This is a genomic window from Mesorhizobium sp. P171375 (assembly GCF_057786075.1).
In genome coordinates this window covers 4,986,607-5,007,102 of sequence record NZ_JBYNWF010000001.1, presented here as the reverse complement: position 1 = coordinate 5,007,102, position 20,496 = coordinate 4,986,607, and the positions used below count along the sequence as shown (strand labels likewise).

Below are 20,496 nucleotides of genomic sequence, written 5' to 3'. Positions count from 1 at the left end.
GCCGGACATGGCTGAAGCGTTGCGTGTTGGAATTGCGGGTCTCGGCACCGTCGGCGCTTCGGTGGCGCGCGTGCTGCGCGACAAGGCGGCCGAACTGACGCGCCAGTGCGGCCGCGACGTCGTTGTATCAGCCGTTTCGGCCCGCGATGCCAAGCGCGATCGCGGCGTCGATCTCGGCGCCGCCAAATGGTTCGACGATCCGGTCAAGATGGCGCAGACCGCCGACATCGACGTCTTCGTCGAACTGATCGGCGGCGACGAAGGGCCGGCGCGCTCGTCGGTCAAGGCAGCGCTTGAGGCCGGGCGCCATGTCGTCACCGCCAACAAGGCGCTGCTGGCCAAGCACGGCGTCGCGTTGGCCGAAATCGCCGAGAAGAAGGGCGTGCTGCTCAACTACGAGGCGGCGGTCGCCGGTGGCATCCCGGTCATCAAGACGATGCGCGAGGCGATGGCCGGCAATTCGGTTACCCGCGTCTTCGGCATCCTCAACGGCACCTGCAACTACATCCTGACCCGCATGGAGGCCGAGGGCATTTCCTTCGACGCCTGCCTGAAGGACGCGCAGCGGCTGGGCTATGCCGAGGCCGATCCGACCTTCGACATCGAGGGCCATGACACGGCGCACAAACTGTCGATCCTGACCAGCCTGGCCTTCGGCACCAGGATCGCCGCCAACGACATCTACATGGAAGGCATTTCCAACATCAGCCAGGCCGATATCCGCGCCGCCGGCGATCTCGGCTACCGGATAAAACTGCTTGGCGTAGCGCAGCGCACCGACAGCGGGATCGAGCAGCGCGTGCACCCGACCATGGTGCCGACCGCCTCGGTGATCGCGCAGGTGCACGGCGTGACCAATGCGGTGGCGATCGAAACCGACATTCTAGGCGAACTCCTGCTCTCCGGCCCCGGCGCCGGCGGCAATGCCACCGCCTCGGCGGTGGTCGGCGACATCGCCGACATTGCCAAGAGCCGGCCGGGCTTCCAGCACGGTCCGGTTTTCGGCCTGCCGGCCAAGGAATTGCGCCCCTACAAGAAGGCGCAGATGCGTAGCCATGCCGGCGGCTATTTCATCCGGCTGACCGTGCATGACCGCATCGGCGTCTTTGCCGCAATCGCCAAGCGCATGGCCGATAACGACATTTCGCTGGAATCGATCGTCCAGCACGCGGCCGGGCCGGAAACCGATGCGCAGAAGACAGTGATTCTAGTCACCCACGAGACGACCGAAGCGGCGGTGCGCAAGGCTGTCGACGGCATCACCAAGGACGGCCATCTGACTGACAAGCCGCAGGTCATCCGCATCGAGCGGGCTGGGTGAAGGGGAGTCATATTTTCCCTTTAATCGATTGATATTGCTGCGATTTCGAAAAATTGACGCGGCAAGTCTTGCCCTTGTCATGGAGCTTTGACACAAGAAGCGCGCCCCTAGAGCATGAAGCCGAAAAGTGTGAAGCGGTTTTCGGATGACATCATGCTCTATCTCTTTGACTTAGAGCCGGATTCAGATTTCAGGTCGAACAGACCTGATATCATCCGGCTCCAGCGGCGGCACGTTGTGAACGAGGATTTCTCCCGATGAATGTGGCCCAGAACATTGTCGCCGGTCTCGACCGGATACTCACCATGGAAGTCGTGCGCGTCACCGAGCGCGCCGCGGTCGCGGCCGCCAGACTGCGTGGGCGCGGCGATGAAAGGCCGCCGACCAGGCCGCGGTGGCACGGTGGTGATCGGCGAGGGCGAACGCGACGAGGCGCCGATGCTCTATATCGGTGAAGAAGTCGGCAGCGGCATCGGTCCGGCGGTCGATATCGCGCTCGATCCGCTCGAAGGCACGACGATCTGCGCCAAGAACCTGCCCAACGCACTGGCCGTCATCGCCATTGCCGAAAAGGGCAGCCTGTTGTTTGCCCCCGATGTCTACATGGACAAGATCGCCATCGGCCCGGGCTATGCCGAAGGCGTCATCGACATCGACGCGTCGCCGGCCGAAAACATCGCCAGCCTGGCCAAGGCCAAAGGCGTCGCGGTCTCCGAAATCACTGCTTGCATCCTCGACCGTCCCCGCCATGAAAGGCTGATCGAAGCGGTGCGTGCCACGGGTGCTGCGATCCGGCTGATCGGCGACGGCGATGTCGCCGGCGTCATCCACACCACCGATCCGGAAGCGACCGGCATCGACATCTATCTCGGGACCGGCGGTGCGCCGGAAGGCGTGCTGGCCGCGGCAGCGCTGCGCTGCACCGGCGGCCAGATGCAGGGCCGGTTGATCCTCGACACAGCGGAAAAAGTGGCGCGCGCGGCAAAAATGGGCATTGCCGATCCGAAGCGGGTCTATCGCGCCGAGGACATGGCGCGTGGCGACGTGCTGTTTGCGGCGACCGGCGTCACCGACGGCAACATGCTGGCCGGCGTGAAGTTCGGCAGCAATTACATCACCACGCACACCATCGTGCTGCGCTCGTCTTCGCGCACCGTGCGCGAGATCAAGGCGCGTCACCAGGATCTGGAAAAGTTTTGAGACTTTCCTGTTTGGCCGTCGCATATTGCCGGAAATGACAATCTGCAGACGACCCCTCCTATGACGGGCGACAAACGCCTTTTCCTCGATGTCAGGCAGTCCGCGACCGGTGTTTCATGGGAACACCGGTTGAGCGAGCGGCAGGACATGACGGCGCTTGCCATCGCGCAGGGCCACGGCGTGCCCGACATTGTCGCGCGCGTGTTGGCTGGGCGCGGCGTCACCGCCGACCAGGCTGAGCGCTTCCTCGATCCGACGATCCGCGACCTGTTGCCCGACCCAGCCTCGCTGACCGACATGGACAAGGCTGCCACCCGTATTGCCGAAGCGGTCATGGCCAAGGAAAAGGTGGCGATCTTCGGCGACTACGATGTCGACGGCGCCGCCTCGTCGGCACTGCTCAGGCGCTTCCTGACGCATTTCTCGGTGCCGTCTGAAATCTACATTCCGGACCGCATCTTCGAGGGATATGGCCCCAATCCGGAGGCCATGCGCGAACTGGTCTCGCGCGGCGCGACGCTGATCGTCACCGTCGATTGCGGCACCAACAGCGCCGTTTCCATCGACGCGGCAAAGGCGGCCGGCGCCGATGTGGTGGTGCTCGACCACCATCAGGTCGGTGGCGCGCTGCCGGAAGCGACCGCGGTCGTCAATCCCAACCGCGAGGACGATCTTTCCGGGCAAGGCCACCTTTGCGCCGCCGGCGTCGTCTTCCTCGCCCTGGTGCAGACAGCCAGGATCCTGCGCAGCCGCTTGCCCGATGCCGCGCAGCCGGACCTGCTGTCGCTGCTCGACCTGGCGGCGCTGGCGACCGTCTGCGACGTCGTCCCGCTCGTCGGCGTCAACCGCGCCTTCGTGGTCAAAGGGCTGCAGATGGCGCGTCAGCAGAAGAATGAGGGGCTGGCCGCCCTGGCGCGGGTGTCGCGCATCGGCGAGCCGATCAGCACCTTTCATCTCGCCTATCTGATCGGGCCGCGCATCAATGCCGGCGGCCGCATCGGCGACGCAGCCCTTGGCAGCCGGCTGCTCGCCACCGACGATCCGGTCGAGGCAGGCACCATTGCCGAGACGCTCGACCGGCTCAACCAGGAACGCCAGCAGATGGAGCTGGAGATGCTGGCCGCAGCGCGCGCCGAGGCCGACGCCGAGCTTGCCGGCGGCAATGGCCCGGCAGTCATTGTCACCGCCAGCACCAATTGGCATCCCGGCATCGTCGGGCTGATCGCTTCGCGGCTGAAGGATCATGCGCGCCGGCCGGCCTTTGCTATCGCCTTCAACGCCAATGGCATCGGCACCGGGTCGGGCCGTTCGGTGTCGGGCTTCGACCTCGGACGGCTGGTGCGCGAAGCTGCCGATGCCGGGCTGATCGTCAAGGGCGGCGGCCATGGCATGGCGGCCGGCATCACGGTGGAGCGCGCAAAACTCGGTGAACTCCGGGCCTTCTTCGAGGAGCGCGCGGCGGCCGAGGTGTTCCGCCTGCAGGACGAGGAAAGCCTGGCCATAGACGGTGCGCTCGCCGCCGAAGGGGCGACATTGAGCCTGCTCGATGCCCTGGAGAAGGCCGGTCCGTTCGGGGCCGGCCATGTCGCGCCGGTGTTCGCGCTGCCACGCCACCGGCTGGCCGACGCGCGCGCAGTCGGCACCAACCACATCCGCGCCGACCTGCAGTCGGAGAGCGGCGGCCGCATCCAGGCGATCGCCTTTCGCGCGGTCGATACCGCGCTCGGCGAATTCCTGTTCAAGAACCGGGGCAAGACGATCCATGTCGCCGGTTCGTTGTCGGGCAATTACTGGAACGGCAACCGCTCGGTGCAGTTTCGCATCAGCGATGCGGCCAAGGCCTGAGATTACTGGATTGGTTTAGGCCAGAACCGTCTGCAGCCGCTTCAACTCGCCGATCTGCGCCATCGTCGCGTGGTAGCCGAGGCTGATGGCCTCGTCGGCGCGGTGGAATTCGGTCAGGCCGATATGGCTGAGCTTCGGCTGCAGCGACATGTCGGGCGGATCGCCGGCCAGCCTCGCGCGCGAAATCCGGTCCTGGATGATGTTAAAGGCCTCGACCATGACGCCGGTGATGCCGAGGCGCGTCTGGTGCGCCTGGTGGTCGGGGTCGGCCTGGCCCGGCCGAGGCGCGTCCTTCTCGATGAGCAGTTCGCCGGCGCTGTGCTTGATGACGGCGGCGCGGCCGAACAGATCGTAGTGAAGGTTGACCGCGACGACCAACGGCTGCTCGTAGGCGCGACAGACCGAGACCGGCACCGGGTTGACCAGTGCGCCGTCGACCAGCACGCGGCCGTTGCAATTCACCGGTTCGAACACGCCGGGCAACGCATAGGAGGCCCGCATGGCGGTGATCAGCGAGCCGCTCGACAGCCAGATCTCATGGCCGGTGCGGATTTCCGCGCCAACGGCGACGAAAGGCTTTGTCAGGTCTTCGAAACGGATGCCGGCCATGTGCTCGCGCAGCCTGGCGTCCAGCTTCATGCCGCCGAACAGGCCGCTGCCGCGCAGATTGAGATCGAGCAGGCCGAAGATGCGGCGCTTGGTCAGGCTGCGTGCGAATTCCTCGAGCTCATCCAGCTTGCCGGCGATGTAGCAGCCGCCGACCAGCGCGCCGATCGAGGTGCCGGCGATCATCGAGACTTCGATGCCAGCCTCGTCGAGCGCGCGCAGCACTCCGATATGCGCCCAGCCGCGTGCGCAGCCGCCGCCCAGCGCGAGCGAAATGCCTGTCTTCCCCGCAGGTTGCGGGTCAGGCACGCCGCCGGACGATGAGGGGCCATTGGCCTCCCGCGCGTCTGGTCTGCTACGCAATGACGCCCATTCGAGCATCATGATCTCCCATGTCCCGTGTCCGTTCTAAAGGAAGGACGTTTGAAAATAGTGAATATGGGTGGTTTGTGACTGTTGAATGGTTCACTTCCGATACGTTTGGTCCGCATCGAACAGCGGTTTGCTGCCATCGTCGGCAAGCGTCGCCTTGCCGTCGTTGAGCCCCACCGTCCGATAAAAGCATGAACGCCGGCCGGTGTGACAGGTTGCGTCGTGGCCCAACACATTCACGCGAAGCCATAGGGCGTCCTGGTCGCAGTCGGTCCGCATCTCGACGACCTGCTGAAAATTGCCGGAGGTTTCGCCCTTTTTCCACAGCGCATTGCGCGAGCGCGACCAGTAATGGGCGATACCGGTTTCCAGCGTCAGCGCCAGCGCCTCGGCATTCATATGCGCGACCATCAAAAGCATGCCGTCTTCGGCGTCGGTGACCACGACGGTGACGAGACCGCCGGCGTCAAAGCGCGGTGAAAACACCGCGCCTTCTTCCAGAGCCTTCTTGTCCGATGGAGCTTTGGGGAATTCCAGTGCCGACATCGCCGGTCCTTGATCTAGCGATGCCGACGAGGGGCCTCGAGGCCGCGCACCATGGTGACGAAACGGACCTGTTCCTCGGGCGTGTCCTTGAACACGCCGGTGAAGGTCGAGGTCAGCGTGGTGGAGCCTTGCTTGCGGATGCCGCGCATGGCCATGCACATATGCTCGGCCTCGATCATGACGGCGACACCGCGCGGATTGAGCACGTCCTGGATGACGCCGGCGATCTGCGCGGTCATGGCCTCCTGCGTCTGCAGGCGATGGGCAAAGATATCGACGACGCGGGCGATCTTGGACAGGCCGACGACCTTGCCGTCCGGCAGATAGCCGACATGCGCCTTGCCGATAATTGGCACCATGTGATGCTCGCAATGCGAATGGAACTGGATGTCCCTGACGATGACGAGATCGTCATAGCCGGCGACTTCCTCGAAGGTGCGGCCAAGTTCTTCGGCCGGGCACATGTCGTAGCCGTTGAACATTTCGAGGTAGGCCTTGGTGACGCGCTTGGGCGTGTCGATCAGGCCTTCGCGGTTCGGATTGTCGCCGGTCCAGCGCAACAGCGTGCGCACGGCGGCCTCGACCTCGGCTTCGCTCGGTCTGTCGGTGACCGGCTTGTCCAGATAGTCGGAGGGGGGCATGATCTTCTTGATGACGGCATCCATAAAGGCGTCTCCCGTAGTTCCTCTCTCAGGAGGAACGAGTTGAACGGACCACGACCTTTCGGGTGCTGGAAATTCGCCCGGCTTCCAGCCCGCAAGCGGCGTGAACGAATGGGCAAGGACGGCGGCTTTGCGTTGCCTTGTCGATACCCGACTGCCAGCATTATATATGGTCGTGCCCAGCGAATGAAAGACGCCATAGCGGCAATCGCTGTTCGCTTGGCGGCGACGGATTGGAAAAATATGATTGACGACGTCTACAATGCGAAAATTCTGGGTTTTGCCGGAAACATCGCACGCATCGGCCGGCTCGATGATCCGGACGCGACGGCACGTGCCCATTCCAAATTGTGCGGCTCGACGGTGACTGTCGACCTCAAGATGGACGATGGCGTCGTCACCGATTTCGCCCATGACGTGAAGGCCTGCGCGCTTGGCCAAGCCTCATCCTCGATCATGGCTCAGCATGTCATCGGCGCCAGCGCTGACGAATTGCGGGCTGTGCGCGACACCATGCTGAAGATGCTCAAGGAAAACGGGGCGCCGCCAGAAGGTCGTTTCGCCGATCTGAAATATCTGGAGCCGGTGCGCGACTACAAGGCGCGCCATGCCTCGACCATGCTGACCTTCGATGCCGTAGTCGATGCCATCGGCCAGATCGAGAAGAAACGCGCCGAAGAAGCCGCCTGACCTTGCTGTTTGACCGCCAGAGCCTGGTGTTTTTGCTTCGAGCCCTGCTGGCTCGCTAACTACCCGGTGGCTACAGCCTTCGTTTCCTGCGCGCGTCTGCTTTCGGCAAATTCGCTTCTCACCCAGTCTGCAAAGGCTTTGGCCGGCTCCGGCAGGTCGTTCAAACTCCTGGCCACCAGCCAGTAGGCGCCGGATGCGACATCGATGTCGAACGGCTTGATCAGCGCGCCGGACGCGATCTCCTCACCGATCTGCAAAAGGTCGCCCAGCGCCACGCCGTGTCCGAGCAGGGCCGCCTGCTTCGACAGCGACACATCCGCCAACATCGGGCCGCGCGCCGGAATGGCGTCGGCGGCCACGCCGGCTGCCTCGAACCAGCGCGCCCAGCCTTGACGGTTTTCCTCGTGCAACAGCGTGTAGCGGGCGAGGTCGAGCGGCTTTTCGAGAGGAGGGCCCGACGCCAGCAAGGCCGGCGACACGACCGGTGAATCGACAGTCGAAGCGAGCCATTCGGCCTCGCTGCGCGGCCATGAGGTGGCGTGCGCGCTGAAGCGCAAGGCAAGTTCGGGCTGATCGCTGCGGAACTCGATCGGCCTTGGGTCAACTTCGAGGGAAACGTCGATATCGGGCCGCAACTTGCTGAAGCGGTTGAGCCGCGGCAACAGCCATACCGAGGCCAGCGATGGCTCGACGCTGACGCGGACCACCGACTGAGCCGGGGCCGCCACCAGGTCCGAAAGCAGCCTGTCGATGTCGTCGAAACTTCTGACCAGCTGATCGAGCAGGCGCTGGCCCGCCTCGGTCAGTTCGACCCGGCGATGATGACGGTGAAACAGGGGTTGCCGTAGGAACTGCTCGAGCTCGCGGATCTGCCGGCTGATCGCGGCCTGCGAGACGAACAGCTCCTCGGCGGCCCGGCTGAAACTCAAATGCCGGCCGGCTGCCTCGAAACTTCGCAACGCTGTCAGGGGCAGCCGGCCGCGCTTCATTCGCATAACCCAAAGTTATCCGAAGCGGAAATTATACTCGTTTGAATGCGAAGACCAGTGGGCGTCTAATCCGTCTCAAAGGAGACACGGACATGATCCAGTTTCTGGAAATCTTTGGCGATGTGATGCGGATCGCGACGTTTCAATGGCGTGGCGACAGGCGGCATCACGCCCCGCGCATTGAGGAACGGCCGGCCACCCGCTGGGCGAGTCCAACGGAGCGGCATCCCTTTCGTCGCTCGCGACCCTGATGCCGACAGGGAAGCAAGTGAGTGAACGGGATTGCGTTTGCCTGCCGAAGCTCACATCTATCGGCTTGGAAGCGCAAGCCGATCCCGAAAAACGGGTTCGGATCACGTTCAGAAAGAGATCGCCGTGGGCGACCAGCACCGGCATGTGCATGCCACCGGACAGACCCAGCGCGGGCGCAACTGGCCCGGTCCCTGGCGCAGGACGCCCGGCCGCATTTTCGGCACGTCGCTGGTGCGGCTGTACCAGCTGACGCTGTCCGGCTTTGTCGGCAACTCCTGCCGGCATCTGCCGACCTGTTCCGAATACGCGCATGAGGCGATTGCCCGGCACGGCTTGTGGGCCGGCAGCTGGATGGGGTTGTTTCGCGTGCTGCGCTGCGGGCCGTTCGGAACGCATGGCATAGACCGTGTTCCGGAGGTGCTCGCCCCACGCTATGTCTGGTTCACACCTTGGCGTTATTGGCGGATCGGCAAGAAGCGCGGCGAGGCCTGACGGCGACGCTCTTGGCCCTTGATTCAGATCGCCAAGGCCGCATTTCTTTACGGTCCGGTAGGGTTAACAACGGCCTGCACAAAGACTGCGCATTTGAGTCAAAATCGAGCCAAGACAACTCGCTAAGCGCCTCCTGTCATTCCCAGGAGAGCTCACATGCGTCGGATCGAAACCCATCCCTTTATCATTGCCGCGGTCCTGTTCCTGCTGGCCTGGTTTTTGGGGTTTCCGATGCGGGCGCACTCGGCGCCGCTCGGCGATGTCGCATGCACGCTGATCCAGGACGCGGCGAGCGGCGAGACGCTCTATCAGAACGGCGTCTGCGACCAACGCGTCAGCCCGGCTTCCACCTTCAAGGTGCCACTGGCGCTGATCGGTTACGACAGCGGCATCCTGAGTGACGCGCATACGCCGAGCTGGGACTACAAGCCTGAATTCAAGGCCGTGAAGCGCGACCACAAAACCGTCGATCCGACGATCTGGGAGCGCGACTCGATCGTGTGGTATTCGCGCGAGATCGTGCGCCGGCTCGGCGCGAAAAGCTTTGCCGGCTACGTCTCGAAATTCGGCTACGGCAACATGGATGTGTCGGGCGATGCCGGCAAGGACAACGGGCTCACGCAATCCTGGATAAATTCCTCACTGCAGATATCGCCGGTCGAACAGACAGCCTTCCTGCGTCAGCTGCTTGCCGGCAAGATGCCTGTTACGGCCAACGCGCATGAGATGACCCAAGCCATCCTGCCGAGTTTTCAGGCCGGCGACTGGACGGTGCAGGGCAAGACCGGCAGCACAAGGCTCGGCAACAGCAAGGACAAGCGCTCGCTGGGCTGGTTCGTCGGCTGGGCCGAAAAGGGCGGCCGCCGGATCGTCTTTGCCCGGCTGGTGGTCGACACCAAGCCGGTCGACACGCCGAAAGGCCCTGCGACGCGCACGGCGTTCCTGAAGGATTTGCCGCAGCTGGTGAAGTGACCTTGCGTGGCTTAAGCGCTCCGGCGGGCACAGATGAGATGGCCGCCGGAATTCCTTGCCTCTGCCTTTGGCGCCCTGGAGAATTGGGCGGCGATCTCGCTGCTTTCCAGATCTTCGATCTCATCGAAGCCGAGTTCGCGCAGCGATCGCGCCAGCGCGGCGGGGACGAAGAAGCTGATCCAGGGCTCGCCGACAGCGGCGACGCGCGCTGCATGGAAGGAGAGGGCAGCCTGTCCCGCCGCATCGCGGTTCTCGGCCGGCTCGCTATAGTCGAAGACGACCTCCGAACCGGGCATTCCGGCAATCCAGGACAGGGTGCTGAAGATTGCGTCTTGGGTCAGATAAGGGACAACACCCAGCCAGATGAAGAAACTGGGCTCGGCTGGCCTCAAGCCGGCTAATGCCAGTTCGTCCGCCGGGTTCTGCCGCTCGAAATTGACTGGCACGAACGTGGTCGCCGGCGGTTCGGCAAGGCCAGCATCGGCGAGGCATTTGCGTTTCCAGGCCTGCGTTGCCGGATGATCGACTTCGAACACCGCGACATCCGGGTACGGATTGCGCAGCGAGAAAGTGTCGAGACCGGCGCCGAGCACCACCACTTGCCGGACGCCCCGGCGCACCGCCGCAGCCAGCCGGTCCTCGGCGAGACGGGCACGCGAAGCCACGAACAGGCGCATGCGCCGGCTGCGCTCATCTTCCTGGTCGAGCTCCTTTGCCGTCGGTGCGGCATCGCCCAGAATCGCACTCGCATATGGGTCGCGAAACAGCGCCGCCTGCGGTGAGAACTGCTGGAGGGCCCGCATGCGCGCGACGCCGAAGGCGGTCCGGTTGGGTTTTGCGTCTTCCATGCCGGGGATTCCAACCTCGTGTCGGGGAAATTCGCAAGCCTGTGCGACTGGCCTGCGACATCTGTCGCGCCAATTCCTGACGGCTGCGCCAACGACGGCTCTTTACCTCTTACCGTGCTGCCTCTAAAACCCGCCCGCTGCCGGATGCCTCCGGCTTCACACCACGACCACCCGCGCTCGTTTGCGGGACTGGATAGGAGATACCTGATGCTGAATTCCGTTTCCCTGACATTTCCCGATGGCTCCGTCCGCGACTACGACGCGGCGATGACCGGTGCTGGGCTGGCCGAATCGATCTCGAAGTCGCTGGCCAAGAAAGCCGTCGCCTATGCCATCGACGGCACTGTGCGTGATCTTTCCGACCCGCTCGGCAAGCCCGGCAAGGTCGAGATCATCACCCGCACCGATCCGCGCGCACTGGAGCTCATCCGCCACGATGCGGCGCACGTGCTGGCGGAGGCCGTGCAGGAGCTGTGGCCGGGAACGCAGGTGACCATCGGGCCGGTGATCGAGAACGGATTCTATTACGACTTCGCCCGCAACGAGCCGTTTACGCCGGACGATTTCCCGGTGATCGAAAAGAAGATGCGCGAGATCATTGCGCGCAACAAGTCGTTCACCAAGGAAGTCTGGTCGCGCGACAAAGCGAAAAAGGTCTTTGCCGAGAAGGGCGAGCGCTACAAGCTCGAGCTGATCGATGCCATTCCCGAGGACCAGGATCTCAAGATCTATGCCCAGGGCGACTGGTTCGACCTCTGCCGCGGCCCGCACATGGCCTCGACCGGGCAGATCGGCAACGCCTTCAAGCTGATGAAGGTGGCCGGTGCCTATTGGCGCGGCGATTCGAACAACCCGATGCTGACCCGCATCTACGGCACGGCGTGGGCCGACCAGGCTGAGCTCGATGCCTACCAGACGATGCTGGAGGAGGCGGAGAAGCGCGACCACCGCAAACTCGGCCGCGAAATGGATCTGTTCCATTTCCAGGAAGAGGGGCCGGGCGTCGTCTTCTGGCACGCCAAGGGCTGGAAGATGTTCCAGAACCTGGTCAACTACATGCGCCGCCGCCTCGACGAACAGGGCTACCAGGAGGTCAACGCGCCGCAGGTTCTGGACAAGAGCCTGTGGGAGACGTCGGGTCACTGGGGCTGGTATCGCGACGCCATGTTCAAGGTGACGGTGGCCGGCGACGACACCGATGACGACCGCGTGTTCGCGCTGAAGCCGATGAACTGTCCGGGCCACGTGCAAATCTTCAAGCATGGGTTGAAATCCTACCGCGATATGCCCGTAAAACTTGCAGAATTCGGCAATGTGCATCGCTACGAACCGTCCGGCGCGCTGCACGGGCTGATGCGCGTGCGCGGTTTCACGCAAGATGATGCGCATATCTTCTGCACCGAGGATCAACTCGCCGCCGAGTGCTTGCGCATCAATGACCTGATCCTGTCGACCTATGCTGATTTCGGGTTCGACGAGGTCAGCGTGAAGCTGTCGACGCGACCTGACAAGCGCGTCGGCACCGACGAGGCCTGGGACCACGCCGAAGCGATCATGAACAGCGTGCTGGATACGATCAGGACGCGGTCGGGCAACCGCATCAAGACCTCGATCAATCCGGGCGAGGGCGCCTTCTATGGGCCGAAGTTCGAGTATGTGCTGAAGGACGCCATCGGCCGCGAATGGCAGTGCGGCACCACGCAGGTCGACTTCAACCTGCCGGAGCGTTTCGGCGCTTTCTACATCGGTTCGGATTCGGAAAAGAAGCAGCCGGTGATGGTGCATCGCGCCATCTGCGGCTCGATGGAGCGCTTCCTCGGCATCCTGACCGAGCACTATTCCGGCCATTTCCCGCTGTGGTTCGCGCCACTGCAGGTGGTGGTGGCGACCATCACGTCCGATGCCGACGACTATGCCCGCAAGGTTGTCGCGCAATTGAAGGCGGCAGGGCTTTTGGCCGAAGTGGACCTGCGCAACGAGAAGATCAACTACAAGGTCCGCGAGCATTCGCTGGCCAAGGTTCCGGTGATCCTCGTCTGCGGCAAGCGCGAGGCGGAGGAGGAGACGGTCAACATCCGCCGGCTCGGCTCCCGCGACCAGGAATCGCTGACGCTGGCCGATGCGCTCAAGTCGCTGTCCGACGAAGCCACGTCGCCCGACCGCAGACGAAACGCGGCCTGAAGCATCAATATCTGCAGGAATGGCGGTGGAGCGATCCACCGCCATTTTCACATGCCTGTCACGCCAACCCTGTAACGAGCCCACATGCTCAAGCTGAAAATGCGGGAAAGACCGTTTCCCGAGCTGTCCTACGCCAATGCGAGCCAGCCCGCGCTGACGCGCTGGTTCATCCATTCCATTGAAGGCCTGTCGGGACGTGACCGCTATGCTGCGCTCTACGATTTTTGGCGCCGACAGGTGGTGCCGACCGGCGAACGCGTGTTCAGCCGCATGCTGGAGCTGATCGACGTCAAGGTGCGCAGCGCCGATCAGTGGCCGCCGGCGAAACTGCCGGACACACCGCTGGTGATCGTCGCCAACCATCCGTTCGGCATCGGCGACGGCATTGCCGTGCTGTCGCTGGTCGAGCAGCTCGGACGTCCGTTCCGCGTCATGATCCACAAGGATCTGCTCAAGATCCGCGAGATGGAACCGTACTCGCTGCCGATCGACTTTTCCGAGACCAAGGACGCCGTGAAGAACAACATGGCGGTGCGCCACGAGGCGGTTCGGCTGTTGAAAGAGGGCGTCACCATCGTCGTGTTTCCGGCCGGAGGCGTCGCCACCGCGCCGAAAGGCTTTGGCCGGGCGCGTGATCTGCCGTGGAAGATGTTTCCGGCGCGCCTCGTACAGGATGCCAAGGCGTCGGTGGTGCCGATGCATTTTTCCGGACAGAACGGCCGGCTGTTCCATCTGGTCAGCGGCCCCATGAACATGGCCGAGCGCGAGGGAAGGGTGGCGAAATTCGTCGGCAAGGCGTCGCTGACGCTGCGCCTTTCGATGCTCATCCGCGAATTCGCGCGGCTGTCCGGCAAGGCGATCGACGTGCGCGTCGGCAATGTGCTGAACTGGGCCGAACTGGAGCCGCTGCGCGATCGCAAGACCTTGCTCGACCGCCTTCATCGCGGCGTCTTCGATCTGGCGCCCGATGCACCGGGTGGCGGCGTCCATTTCCTGCCGCGCCGCCTGCGCAAAGGCCGCCTGAGAAACGCTAACTAGTCGGCGCCTTCCTCGGGATCGATCGCCGAGGCCTCGGTGGCCAGGACCTCGATCTCCTGGTTCTGTCCGGCAACGACGGTAAAATCCTTCTGGTAGATGCGGTCGCGGTTCTTGGCGATGATGGTGTATTGGCCTTCGGCCAGCACCATCGAGGCGAAGGCGCCGACGGCTTCCTTGATCGGATCGCCGGATTCGTTGAGCAGCGACCAGGATGTATCGGCGATAGCTTCGCCGCCAGTCTCGCGCACCAGCTTCATGGTCATTTCAGCCGCACGATGCTCGACCGTGGCTTCGGTCAGCTTGCCGGCCTCGACGCGTATGTCGGAGCGAATGACGGCATTCACCGCGCCATAGGTGGAGACGACATGGTAGACGCCGGCGTTGAGCCGCACGACGCTGTTCGGCTCGACATCGGGGATGATCAAAGCGCGGTCGCCATTGGTTTCCGCGGTGCCCTCATAGATGGAAAAGCGCAGCTTTTTCGGTGGAATGCGCACGCCGCCCGACAGCACCGCGTCGAGCTTGAGGCCGCCGGCATCGAGCACCAGGCTTTCGCGCTTGGCGTCCTTGCCGACGGTGATGCGCTTGGTGGCGCCGGCGCGTCCGTAGGAGGCGTGCACCAGATAGCTGCCCGGTTCGAGCTGGAACACCGCGGTGCCGCCATGCGCGGACGCCACCATCGGTAGCTTGCCGTCGCTGGCCGCCTCCGGCTTGAACACGCGCCAGACGATGCCGCGCGTGATATCGGCGCCCTTGTCGGTAAGTTGGGCCGAGAGCGTTATGGCGCCACCGCCACTAAGCGCCAGCGACGTCCCGCTCTTGGGCGATGTATAGCTCGAAATATCGGGGAGTTTCAGATTGAAGATGCCGTCGGCATTCTGCGCCATGGCCATTGAAGCCGGCACCATCAACAGCGCGGCGGCGAGCCAAATCAGGAAAAGGCGCAATGTCCCCTCAAACATGCCTTGCGTTGAAGCCCAAGGCGGTGGCAATTTCAAGGCTTAAGAGTCCGATCCGCCTTGGCAACAGGCTCTTTCGTCCGGCGCGTCCGCGCCAATTGCCCGAGCCGCCCCGATCCGCAAATGGCGCGCTTCAGCTCAAAATCGAGTGCTTTAGGAGACCAGGCCCCATGGCGTCGCCGATCATCGACTTCCTGCTGACCCGAAATTCCGCACCGATTCCTGAATTGAAGGAGCCGGCGCCCAGCGATGCCGATATTGCGACCATGATCGCGGCTGCAAGCCGTGTGCCCGATCACGGCCGGCTGGAGCCCTGGCGCTTCATCCTCTATCGTGGCGAAGCGCGCGTCGAGATCGGCAGGAAGCTGGCCGCCCTTGCCGAACAGCGCGAAGGGCCGTTGCTGGAAAACCGCCACAACCAGGAGCTGGCGCGGTTTTCGCGTGCGCCGCTGGTGATCGGCGTGGTGTCGGTTCCGAAGGACAACCCAAAAATCCCGCAATGGGAAATGTTCCTGTCCGGCGGCATGGCGGCGATGAACCTGATGATCGCGGCCAATGCGCTGGGCTACGGCACCAACATGATCAGCAACTGGTATTCCGACGTGGCCGAGGGCAGGGCACTGCTGGGGCTGGCGCCGCAGGAACGCGTCGTCGGCTTCGTCCATATCGGCTCCTACCAGGGGCCGGCGCCGGAACGGCCGCGGCCCGATCCGGCAAAGCTCTATGCCGACTATACGGGGCCGTGGAAGGCTTGAACGCGTGCCGTCGTGAGCCGGCGCATCCGTGCCGACGAGCGGCCGTTGGGCGGCGTTACACTCAACGGGACTAAGTAGAAACGCCCGCAGCGCCGGCCCGGGCCAGGAGCCGTTCGGCCAGCCGCAGATGCGGCCGGTCATACATCTTGCCGTCAATGCCGACCACGCCGGGATTTCCGGCAGCTTCGAACGCTGCGACGATGGCCTGCGAGCGTTCCACCGCCTCGGCCGATGGCGTGAAGGCGGCGTTGATGATCGGCACTTGCGCCGGATGGATCGCCATCTTGCCGGTAAAGCCGTCACGCTCGGCCCCGGCGCATTCGGCTTCGAAGGCAGCCATGTCACGAAAGGCGGGGAAGACCGTGTCGATCGCCGCGACTTCGGCCGCGCCGGCAGCGAGGATGGTCATGGAGCGGGCAAGACGGAAGACATCGGTATAGCGGCCGTTGTCGTCGCGCGCGGCGCGCGCACCGATCGCAGCCGACAGATCTTCCGCACCCCAGGTGAGGCCGGCAAGCCGGGCGCTTGCCCCCGCATAGCTCGCGGCGGCAAGCACGCCGGCAGCGGTCTCGGTGATGATCGGCAGGATTTTTATGCCGCCGTCCGGCAATCCGTTTTCGGCTTCGTGGACGCGGAGCTTTGCGGAGAGCTGCTGAACATCCTGGCCGCTGTTCGACTTCGGCAGCATGATGCCGTCGGGTTTGACTGCCACCAGCGCTGCAAGATCATCGTCGGTCAATCCGGTCGAGAGATCGTTGACTCTGATATAGATGGCGGAGCTTGTCTGCTGCCTGTTGCCGGCAATGAAGCGTGCCGCGATCTCGCGCGCCGCCACCTTGTTTTGTGGCGCGACGGAATCCTCGAGGTCGACGATGACCACGTCGGCGCCGGCGCCAAAGCCTTTCTCCAGCTTCTTTTCGGAATCGCCGGGCACAAACAGCAGCGAGCGCATCAGATCGCCTTTTTCATCATCATCGCTTGGCGCGTGCATTTGGCGACAAGCACATCGCTCTGATTGTAGGCGCGATGCTCGAACTCGACGATGCCGCGGTCCGGCTTCGATTTCGATTCCCGGACCGAGAGCACCGTCGTCTCGACACGGATGGTGTCGCCGTGGAAAACCGGGTGCGGAAACACCGTCTCCTTCATACCGAGATTGGCAACCGTCGTGCCGACGGTGATGTCATTGACGGAAATGCCGATCATCAGGCCGAGCGTGAACAGTGAATTGACCAGCGGCTTTCCCCATTCGCTTTTGGCGGCGAAGTCGAAGTCGATATGCAGCGGCTGCGGGTTCAGCGTCATCACCGAAAACAGCATGTTGTCGCTTTCGGTGACGGTCTTGCGCAGAGTGTGCCTGAAGACATGGCCGACGACGAACTCTTCGAGATAAAGCCCGGCCATTATCATTCTCCTCTGCTGCCTGACGGGTGATAGGCGCTGCCCATGCCTCCCGCAAGCCAGTTAATAAACATGGTGAACCGTTCGTAAACCTTTTCTGCCTAGGGTCATTCCTGGGGCCGGAAGCTTTCCGGCAAGGGGCATAAGCAGGCAGTATGGTTGTCTCGCATTTTCTCAAATGGATCTACACGGCGAGGGTTTCGGAGCGTGCCGCGGCGGCGAGCGCGCTCGCCCGCGCCTATATCAATTCCGACCTGCCGTTCGAGGACCGCTGCGCCGCCGAGGCGGCGCTGACGCTGCTGCTCGACGATGCCTCGTCGAAGGTGCGGCTGGCGCTGGCCGAGGCACTGTCGATGAGCCATCACGCGCCGCTGCAGATCATCAGCGCGCTCGCCTCCGATCAGCCGGAAGTGGCAGCCCTGGTGCTGGCGCGCTCGCCGCTGCTCACGGATGCCGATCTGATTGACCGCGTTGCGGCCGGTCACAAGGCGACGCAAAAACTGATCGCCGACCGGCCGGTCGTCTCGATGGCGGTTGCCGCGGCCATTGCCGAGATCGGCGAACCGGAAGCATGCGCCGCGCTGCTCGCCAATGACGGTGCCGATATTGCATCGCTCAGCTTTCGCCGCATGGCCGAGCGGCATGGGCATATCGCTCATTTGCGCGAGGCCATGGTCACCGATATCAGGCTGCCCGCCGACTGCCGGCACATGCTGCTGGTCAAGCTCGGCGAAACGCTGAAGGGTTCACCGCTGGTCATGGCGCTGATGGGGGCAGCCAGAGCCGAGCGCGTCACGCGCGATGCCTGCGTCAAGGCTTCGGTGCGGTTGGTCGAATGCACGCGCACGGAGGAACATGGCGCACTCATCGAACATCTGCGCCTGCGCGGCGACCTGACCGCAAGTTTCATCATACGCACCATTGCCCATGGCAAGGTCGACTTTTTCGGCTCGACCCTGGTCGCGCTCAGCCAACAGTCGGAGCAACGGGTGCGGGCGCTGCTTGCCGGCGGACAAGACGTTGCGCTGCAGGCGCTGTTTCGCGGCGCCGGTCTTGCCGCTCCGACCCACGCCATCATCCTGCGCGCGCTCAAGATCTGGCGCGAAGTCGCCAACGGCAAGCGCGTCGCCGGCGTGCAGGAAGTCAGCTGGCTGATGCTGAAGGAACTCGGCGGCCAGTCCACGGAGGGCGATCTCGCCGGCCTCGTCAAGTCGATCCATCTCGACGCGCTGCGCGAAAATGCGCGTGGTCACGCACTGGCAATTGCCGCAGCTTGACGTCCTAGCCCCGATCCTTGGCGAAGAAATCCGGGAAATCCTCGATCGCTGCGGCGATGATGCGCAGCGAGGCTGCGATCTGCAGCGTGTCGGCACTGCCGCTGCGCTCTGAAAGGCCGGTCGCATATTGCCGGGCGACGGCGATGGTTGCCGTCTGCGGATCGCCGGGTGCGCGAAAGAGCAGTTCACGCGCCAGACCGCGCAGGAAATTGCCGATCGAAAGCGCGGTTTCGGAAGGCGTGGCCGGGCTCTGCTGCGCGGTGCGCAGCCGCAGGATCTCGAGACCGACGGTGACGGCGGCAACGCTGCCGCCGAGGACGGCATCGCCTTTCCTGCCGGCATTCTGCAAGAGTGGCATCAGCTGGTTGATACGGTCATAGGCCAGGCTCTCAAAAGCCGAACGCCGCGGCATACGCTCATGCAGGCAAAGCCGGGCCAGGTCCTCTCGCATGGCGCGCACGATGCGGTTGGCCGCAAGCCACGGGTCGGCGGGCAACACAACGATGAAGACGCCGATCGCCAGCAGGATGCCGACCAGCACCGACGCCGAGCCGGCGAAGAACGGGCCCGGAGCATAGGTCATCGCCTGATGCGGGCTGAGGAAGGCGAGGAAGTTGATGGCAAAGGCGGTCGCCACGCCGACGGTGCGCGGATTGGCCATGCCCAGCGCCGTCGGAATCAGGATCGGCACGACAAATAGCGTGAACCAGCCGAAGCCGGGCAGGGCGGGCAGCGCGACCTGGCCGACAAGGAAGGCAAAGGGCAAAGCCAGCAGCGTTCCCCTGAAGAACCCCCATGACACCTGAACCGGGTCAGGCCGGGCGGCGAAAAGACTGGAGACGACGGCCACGAGAATGACGGTGCCGGCGGCATCGGACCATTTCGTCGTCAGCCAGAAGGCGGCGACCGCCAGCGTGGCGAGGGCCGCGCGTATGGCATTGCGAAAAGCGCCGGGGTAGTCGCGGTGCACCACCAGCGCGGGCTGCTGCCTGTTGCCTTGACCAGGACGGGTCACCGGTGCGCGCAGGGCATCCAGACCGCGCAGCACCTGCCTGAAGGCTTCGGCGAAATCGGCGGCGATGGTGAGGCGCGTTATGGTGCCGACCCTGTCGTCGCCCTGATCGGTCGAGGCGTCGGGCATTTGCCGGGCCTTGCCGGCGATCGCGTCAAGCCGCGTCACCCAGGGCGACGTGTCGTCCAGCGCCTCGGACGTGGCTGCAAGTTCGCTGACCAGCGACTGCAGTTCGGAGCGCACCGGGATGAGTGCTGCGTTTTTCGGCGCGGCGTGCGAATGCAGCGCGCGCGCCGCCGACAGCGCCGACAGGAGCTGGCCGATAGTGCGCCGGACCGGATGGGCGCGGGTGGCGAAGCTCGGCGCTTCGAGCCGGGCATAGGTGCGCATCTCGGCCAGCGTCTGGGCGTCAGCAATAAGCTTGCGGTGCAGGCCGGCTAGCGTCGCCGGGTCGCCGCCGGAAAAAGCGCCGCCTGCATAAATGGCAAGGTCGAGGATGCTGCGCTTCAGCCTGGAGATGATGGCGTCGGCCGCCAGCTTGGGCAGGATCAGACGGCTCGTCAGCCCGGCACAGACAATGCCGAGCACGATCTCGGCGCAGCGCGCGACAGCGAGATCGACGATCACATGCGGCTGGCCAAAAGCCGGCAGCCCGATGATCATCGCGGTATAGCCGGCAAGTGCGGCGCCATAGGCTTCCGGGTTGCGCAGCAGCGACGAAGCCAGCGTGCACAGGCCAATCCAGACGGACAACGCCGTGACCAGCAGCCAGGGGTTGGTGCCGAAAACGGAGGTGATGCCGATCGCCGCAAGCCCACCGGCCAGTGTGCCGAGCAGCCGGTAAAAGCCTTTCGCCAGCACCATACCGGCGACCGGCTGGGCGACGATGAAGACTGTCATCATCGCCCATTGCGGGTGTTCGAGTTTTAGCGCGTAGGCAAGGAGAAGCGCGATCAGGCCGGCCGAAACGGTGCGTAGCGCGAAAATCCAGTCCGAGCGTGTCGGCTGAGCCAGCCCCGCCAAACTGGCTTCGAAATAGCTCTTCAGCCGCGCCCAGATCACAAGCTGGTCTCCGTAT

Annotated in this window: 19 protein-coding genes and 1 pseudogene; 11 read left to right on the top strand and 9 right to left on the bottom strand. The window is 64.0% G+C overall.

From position 1 onward, the window contains the following. Positions 1-7 precede the first annotated feature (7 nt). The 3 genes and pseudogenes from ACYHH6_RS24420 (at position 8) to recJ (ending at position 4,366) form a co-directional block, all read left to right on the top strand. Positions 8-1,321, top strand: a complete 1,314-nt coding sequence (locus ACYHH6_RS24420) for a homoserine dehydrogenase (RefSeq protein WP_352588777.1) — start codon at positions 8-10, stop codon at positions 1,319-1,321. 257 nt (positions 1,322-1,578) lie between these two features. Then, positions 1,579-2,521 (top strand): annotated as a pseudogene (gene glpX, locus ACYHH6_RS24415) (class II fructose-bisphosphatase). A gap of 60 nt (positions 2,522-2,581) precedes the next feature. Beyond that, a complete protein-coding gene (recJ, locus tag ACYHH6_RS24410; RefSeq protein ID WP_112564676.1) occupies positions 2,582-4,366 on the top strand; it encodes a single-stranded-DNA-specific exonuclease RecJ in 1,785 nt (594 codons plus the stop codon). Between the two features lie 15 nt (positions 4,367-4,381). Here recJ and ACYHH6_RS24405 read toward each other — a convergent pair whose 3' ends face one another. The 3 genes from ACYHH6_RS24405 to folE form a co-directional block, all read right to left on the bottom strand. After that, positions 4,382-5,353, bottom strand: coding sequence for a patatin family protein (locus ACYHH6_RS24405; RefSeq protein ID WP_112564844.1), 972 nt, complete (start codon positions 5,351-5,353; stop codon positions 4,382-4,384). 84 nt (positions 5,354-5,437) lie between these two features. Beyond that, positions 5,438-5,890 (bottom strand): phosphoribosyl-AMP cyclohydrolase, encoded by a 453-nt coding sequence (gene hisI / locus ACYHH6_RS24400; RefSeq protein ID WP_352588781.1) that lies wholly within the window; start codon positions 5,888-5,890, stop codon positions 5,438-5,440. Positions 5,891-5,904: 14 nt separating this feature from the next. Next, positions 5,905-6,555, bottom strand: a complete 651-nt coding sequence (gene folE / locus ACYHH6_RS24395) for a GTP cyclohydrolase I FolE (protein ID WP_112564672.1) — start codon at positions 6,553-6,555, stop codon at positions 5,905-5,907. Positions 6,556-6,795: 240 nt separating this feature from the next. Here folE and ACYHH6_RS24390 point away from each other — a divergent pair, with 240 nt between their 5' ends. Further along, complete coding sequence (locus ACYHH6_RS24390; RefSeq protein ID WP_112564670.1) at positions 6,796-7,242, top strand: iron-sulfur cluster assembly scaffold protein; 447 nt, start codon at positions 6,796-6,798, stop codon at positions 7,240-7,242. Positions 7,243-7,301: 59 nt separating this feature from the next. Here the strand turns inward: ACYHH6_RS24390 and ACYHH6_RS24385 are convergent, their stop codons facing one another. Continuing rightward, positions 7,302-8,231, bottom strand: coding sequence for a LysR substrate-binding domain-containing protein (locus ACYHH6_RS24385; protein WP_352588784.1), 930 nt, complete (start codon positions 8,229-8,231; stop codon positions 7,302-7,304). Between the two features lie 92 nt (positions 8,232-8,323). Between ACYHH6_RS24385 and ACYHH6_RS24380 the strand changes: the two genes are divergently transcribed. The 3 genes from ACYHH6_RS24380 to blaOXA all read left to right on the top strand — a co-directional run bounded on the left by ACYHH6_RS24380 (position 8,324) and on the right by blaOXA (position 9,947). Further along, positions 8,324-8,482 (top strand): hypothetical protein, encoded by a 159-nt coding sequence (locus tag ACYHH6_RS24380; protein ID WP_352588787.1) that lies wholly within the window; start codon positions 8,324-8,326, stop codon positions 8,480-8,482. Positions 8,483-8,606: 124 nt separating this feature from the next. Then, complete coding sequence (gene yidD, locus ACYHH6_RS24375; RefSeq protein ID WP_352588790.1) at positions 8,607-8,975, top strand: membrane protein insertion efficiency factor YidD; 369 nt, start codon at positions 8,607-8,609, stop codon at positions 8,973-8,975. Between the two features lie 156 nt (positions 8,976-9,131). Beyond that, on the top strand, positions 9,132-9,947 hold the full coding sequence (gene blaOXA, locus ACYHH6_RS24370) for a class D beta-lactamase (RefSeq protein ID WP_352588793.1): 816 nt from the start codon (positions 9,132-9,134) through the stop codon (positions 9,945-9,947). 11 nt (positions 9,948-9,958) lie between these two features. Here the strand turns inward: blaOXA and ACYHH6_RS24365 are convergent, their stop codons facing one another. After that, positions 9,959-10,795 (bottom strand): SAM-dependent methyltransferase, encoded by an 837-nt coding sequence (locus tag ACYHH6_RS24365; RefSeq protein ID WP_352588796.1) that lies wholly within the window; start codon positions 10,793-10,795, stop codon positions 9,959-9,961. A gap of 207 nt (positions 10,796-11,002) precedes the next feature. On the opposite strand from ACYHH6_RS24365, the gene thrS reads away from it, so the two are divergent. Next, positions 11,003-12,976 (top strand): threonine--tRNA ligase, encoded by a 1,974-nt coding sequence (thrS, locus tag ACYHH6_RS24360; RefSeq protein WP_352588799.1) that lies wholly within the window; start codon positions 11,003-11,005, stop codon positions 12,974-12,976. 84 nt (positions 12,977-13,060) lie between these two features. Further along, the gene (locus ACYHH6_RS24355) at positions 13,061-14,014 is read left to right on the top strand and encodes a lysophospholipid acyltransferase family protein (protein ID WP_352588802.1); all 954 of its coding nucleotides are present in this window, start codon (positions 13,061-13,063) and stop codon (positions 14,012-14,014) included. On the opposite strand, the gene ACYHH6_RS24350 is transcribed toward ACYHH6_RS24355, so the two are convergent. After that, entirely contained in the window at positions 14,011-14,976 is a 966-nt protein-coding gene (locus ACYHH6_RS24350) for a hypothetical protein (RefSeq protein ID WP_352588804.1), read from the bottom strand. The two genes, ACYHH6_RS24355 and ACYHH6_RS24350, sit on opposite strands and share 4 nt — an antisense overlap. Positions 14,977-15,143: 167 nt before the next feature. Here ACYHH6_RS24350 and ACYHH6_RS24345 point away from each other — a divergent pair, with 167 nt between their 5' ends. After that, positions 15,144-15,728: a nitroreductase family protein gene (locus tag ACYHH6_RS24345; RefSeq protein ID WP_352588807.1), complete on the top strand. Its 585-nt coding sequence runs from the start codon at positions 15,144-15,146 to the stop codon at positions 15,726-15,728. Positions 15,729-15,798: 70 nt separating this feature from the next. On the opposite strand, the gene ACYHH6_RS24340 is transcribed toward ACYHH6_RS24345, so the two are convergent. Together ACYHH6_RS24340 and ACYHH6_RS24335 are read right to left on the bottom strand one after the other, a co-directional pair. Next, entirely contained in the window at positions 15,799-16,680 is an 882-nt protein-coding gene (locus ACYHH6_RS24340) for an HpcH/HpaI aldolase/citrate lyase family protein (RefSeq protein ID WP_352588810.1), read from the bottom strand. Beyond that, positions 16,680-17,132, bottom strand: a complete 453-nt coding sequence (locus ACYHH6_RS24335) for a MaoC family dehydratase (protein WP_352588813.1) — start codon at positions 17,130-17,132, stop codon at positions 16,680-16,682. Before ACYHH6_RS24335 ends, ACYHH6_RS24340 begins: the two co-directional genes overlap by 1 nt. Positions 17,133-17,284: 152 nt before the next feature. On the opposite strand from ACYHH6_RS24335, the gene ACYHH6_RS24330 reads away from it, so the two are divergent. Continuing rightward, complete coding sequence (locus tag ACYHH6_RS24330) at positions 17,285-18,406, top strand: DUF2336 domain-containing protein (protein ID WP_352588816.1); 1,122 nt, start codon at positions 17,285-17,287, stop codon at positions 18,404-18,406. A 4-nt stretch (positions 18,407-18,410) separates the two neighbouring features. Here ACYHH6_RS24330 and ACYHH6_RS24325 read toward each other — a convergent pair whose 3' ends face one another. Further along, positions 18,411-20,480 (bottom strand): FUSC family protein, encoded by a 2,070-nt coding sequence (locus ACYHH6_RS24325; RefSeq protein ID WP_352588819.1) that lies wholly within the window; start codon positions 20,478-20,480, stop codon positions 18,411-18,413. Positions 20,481-20,496: the final 16 nt, after the last annotated feature.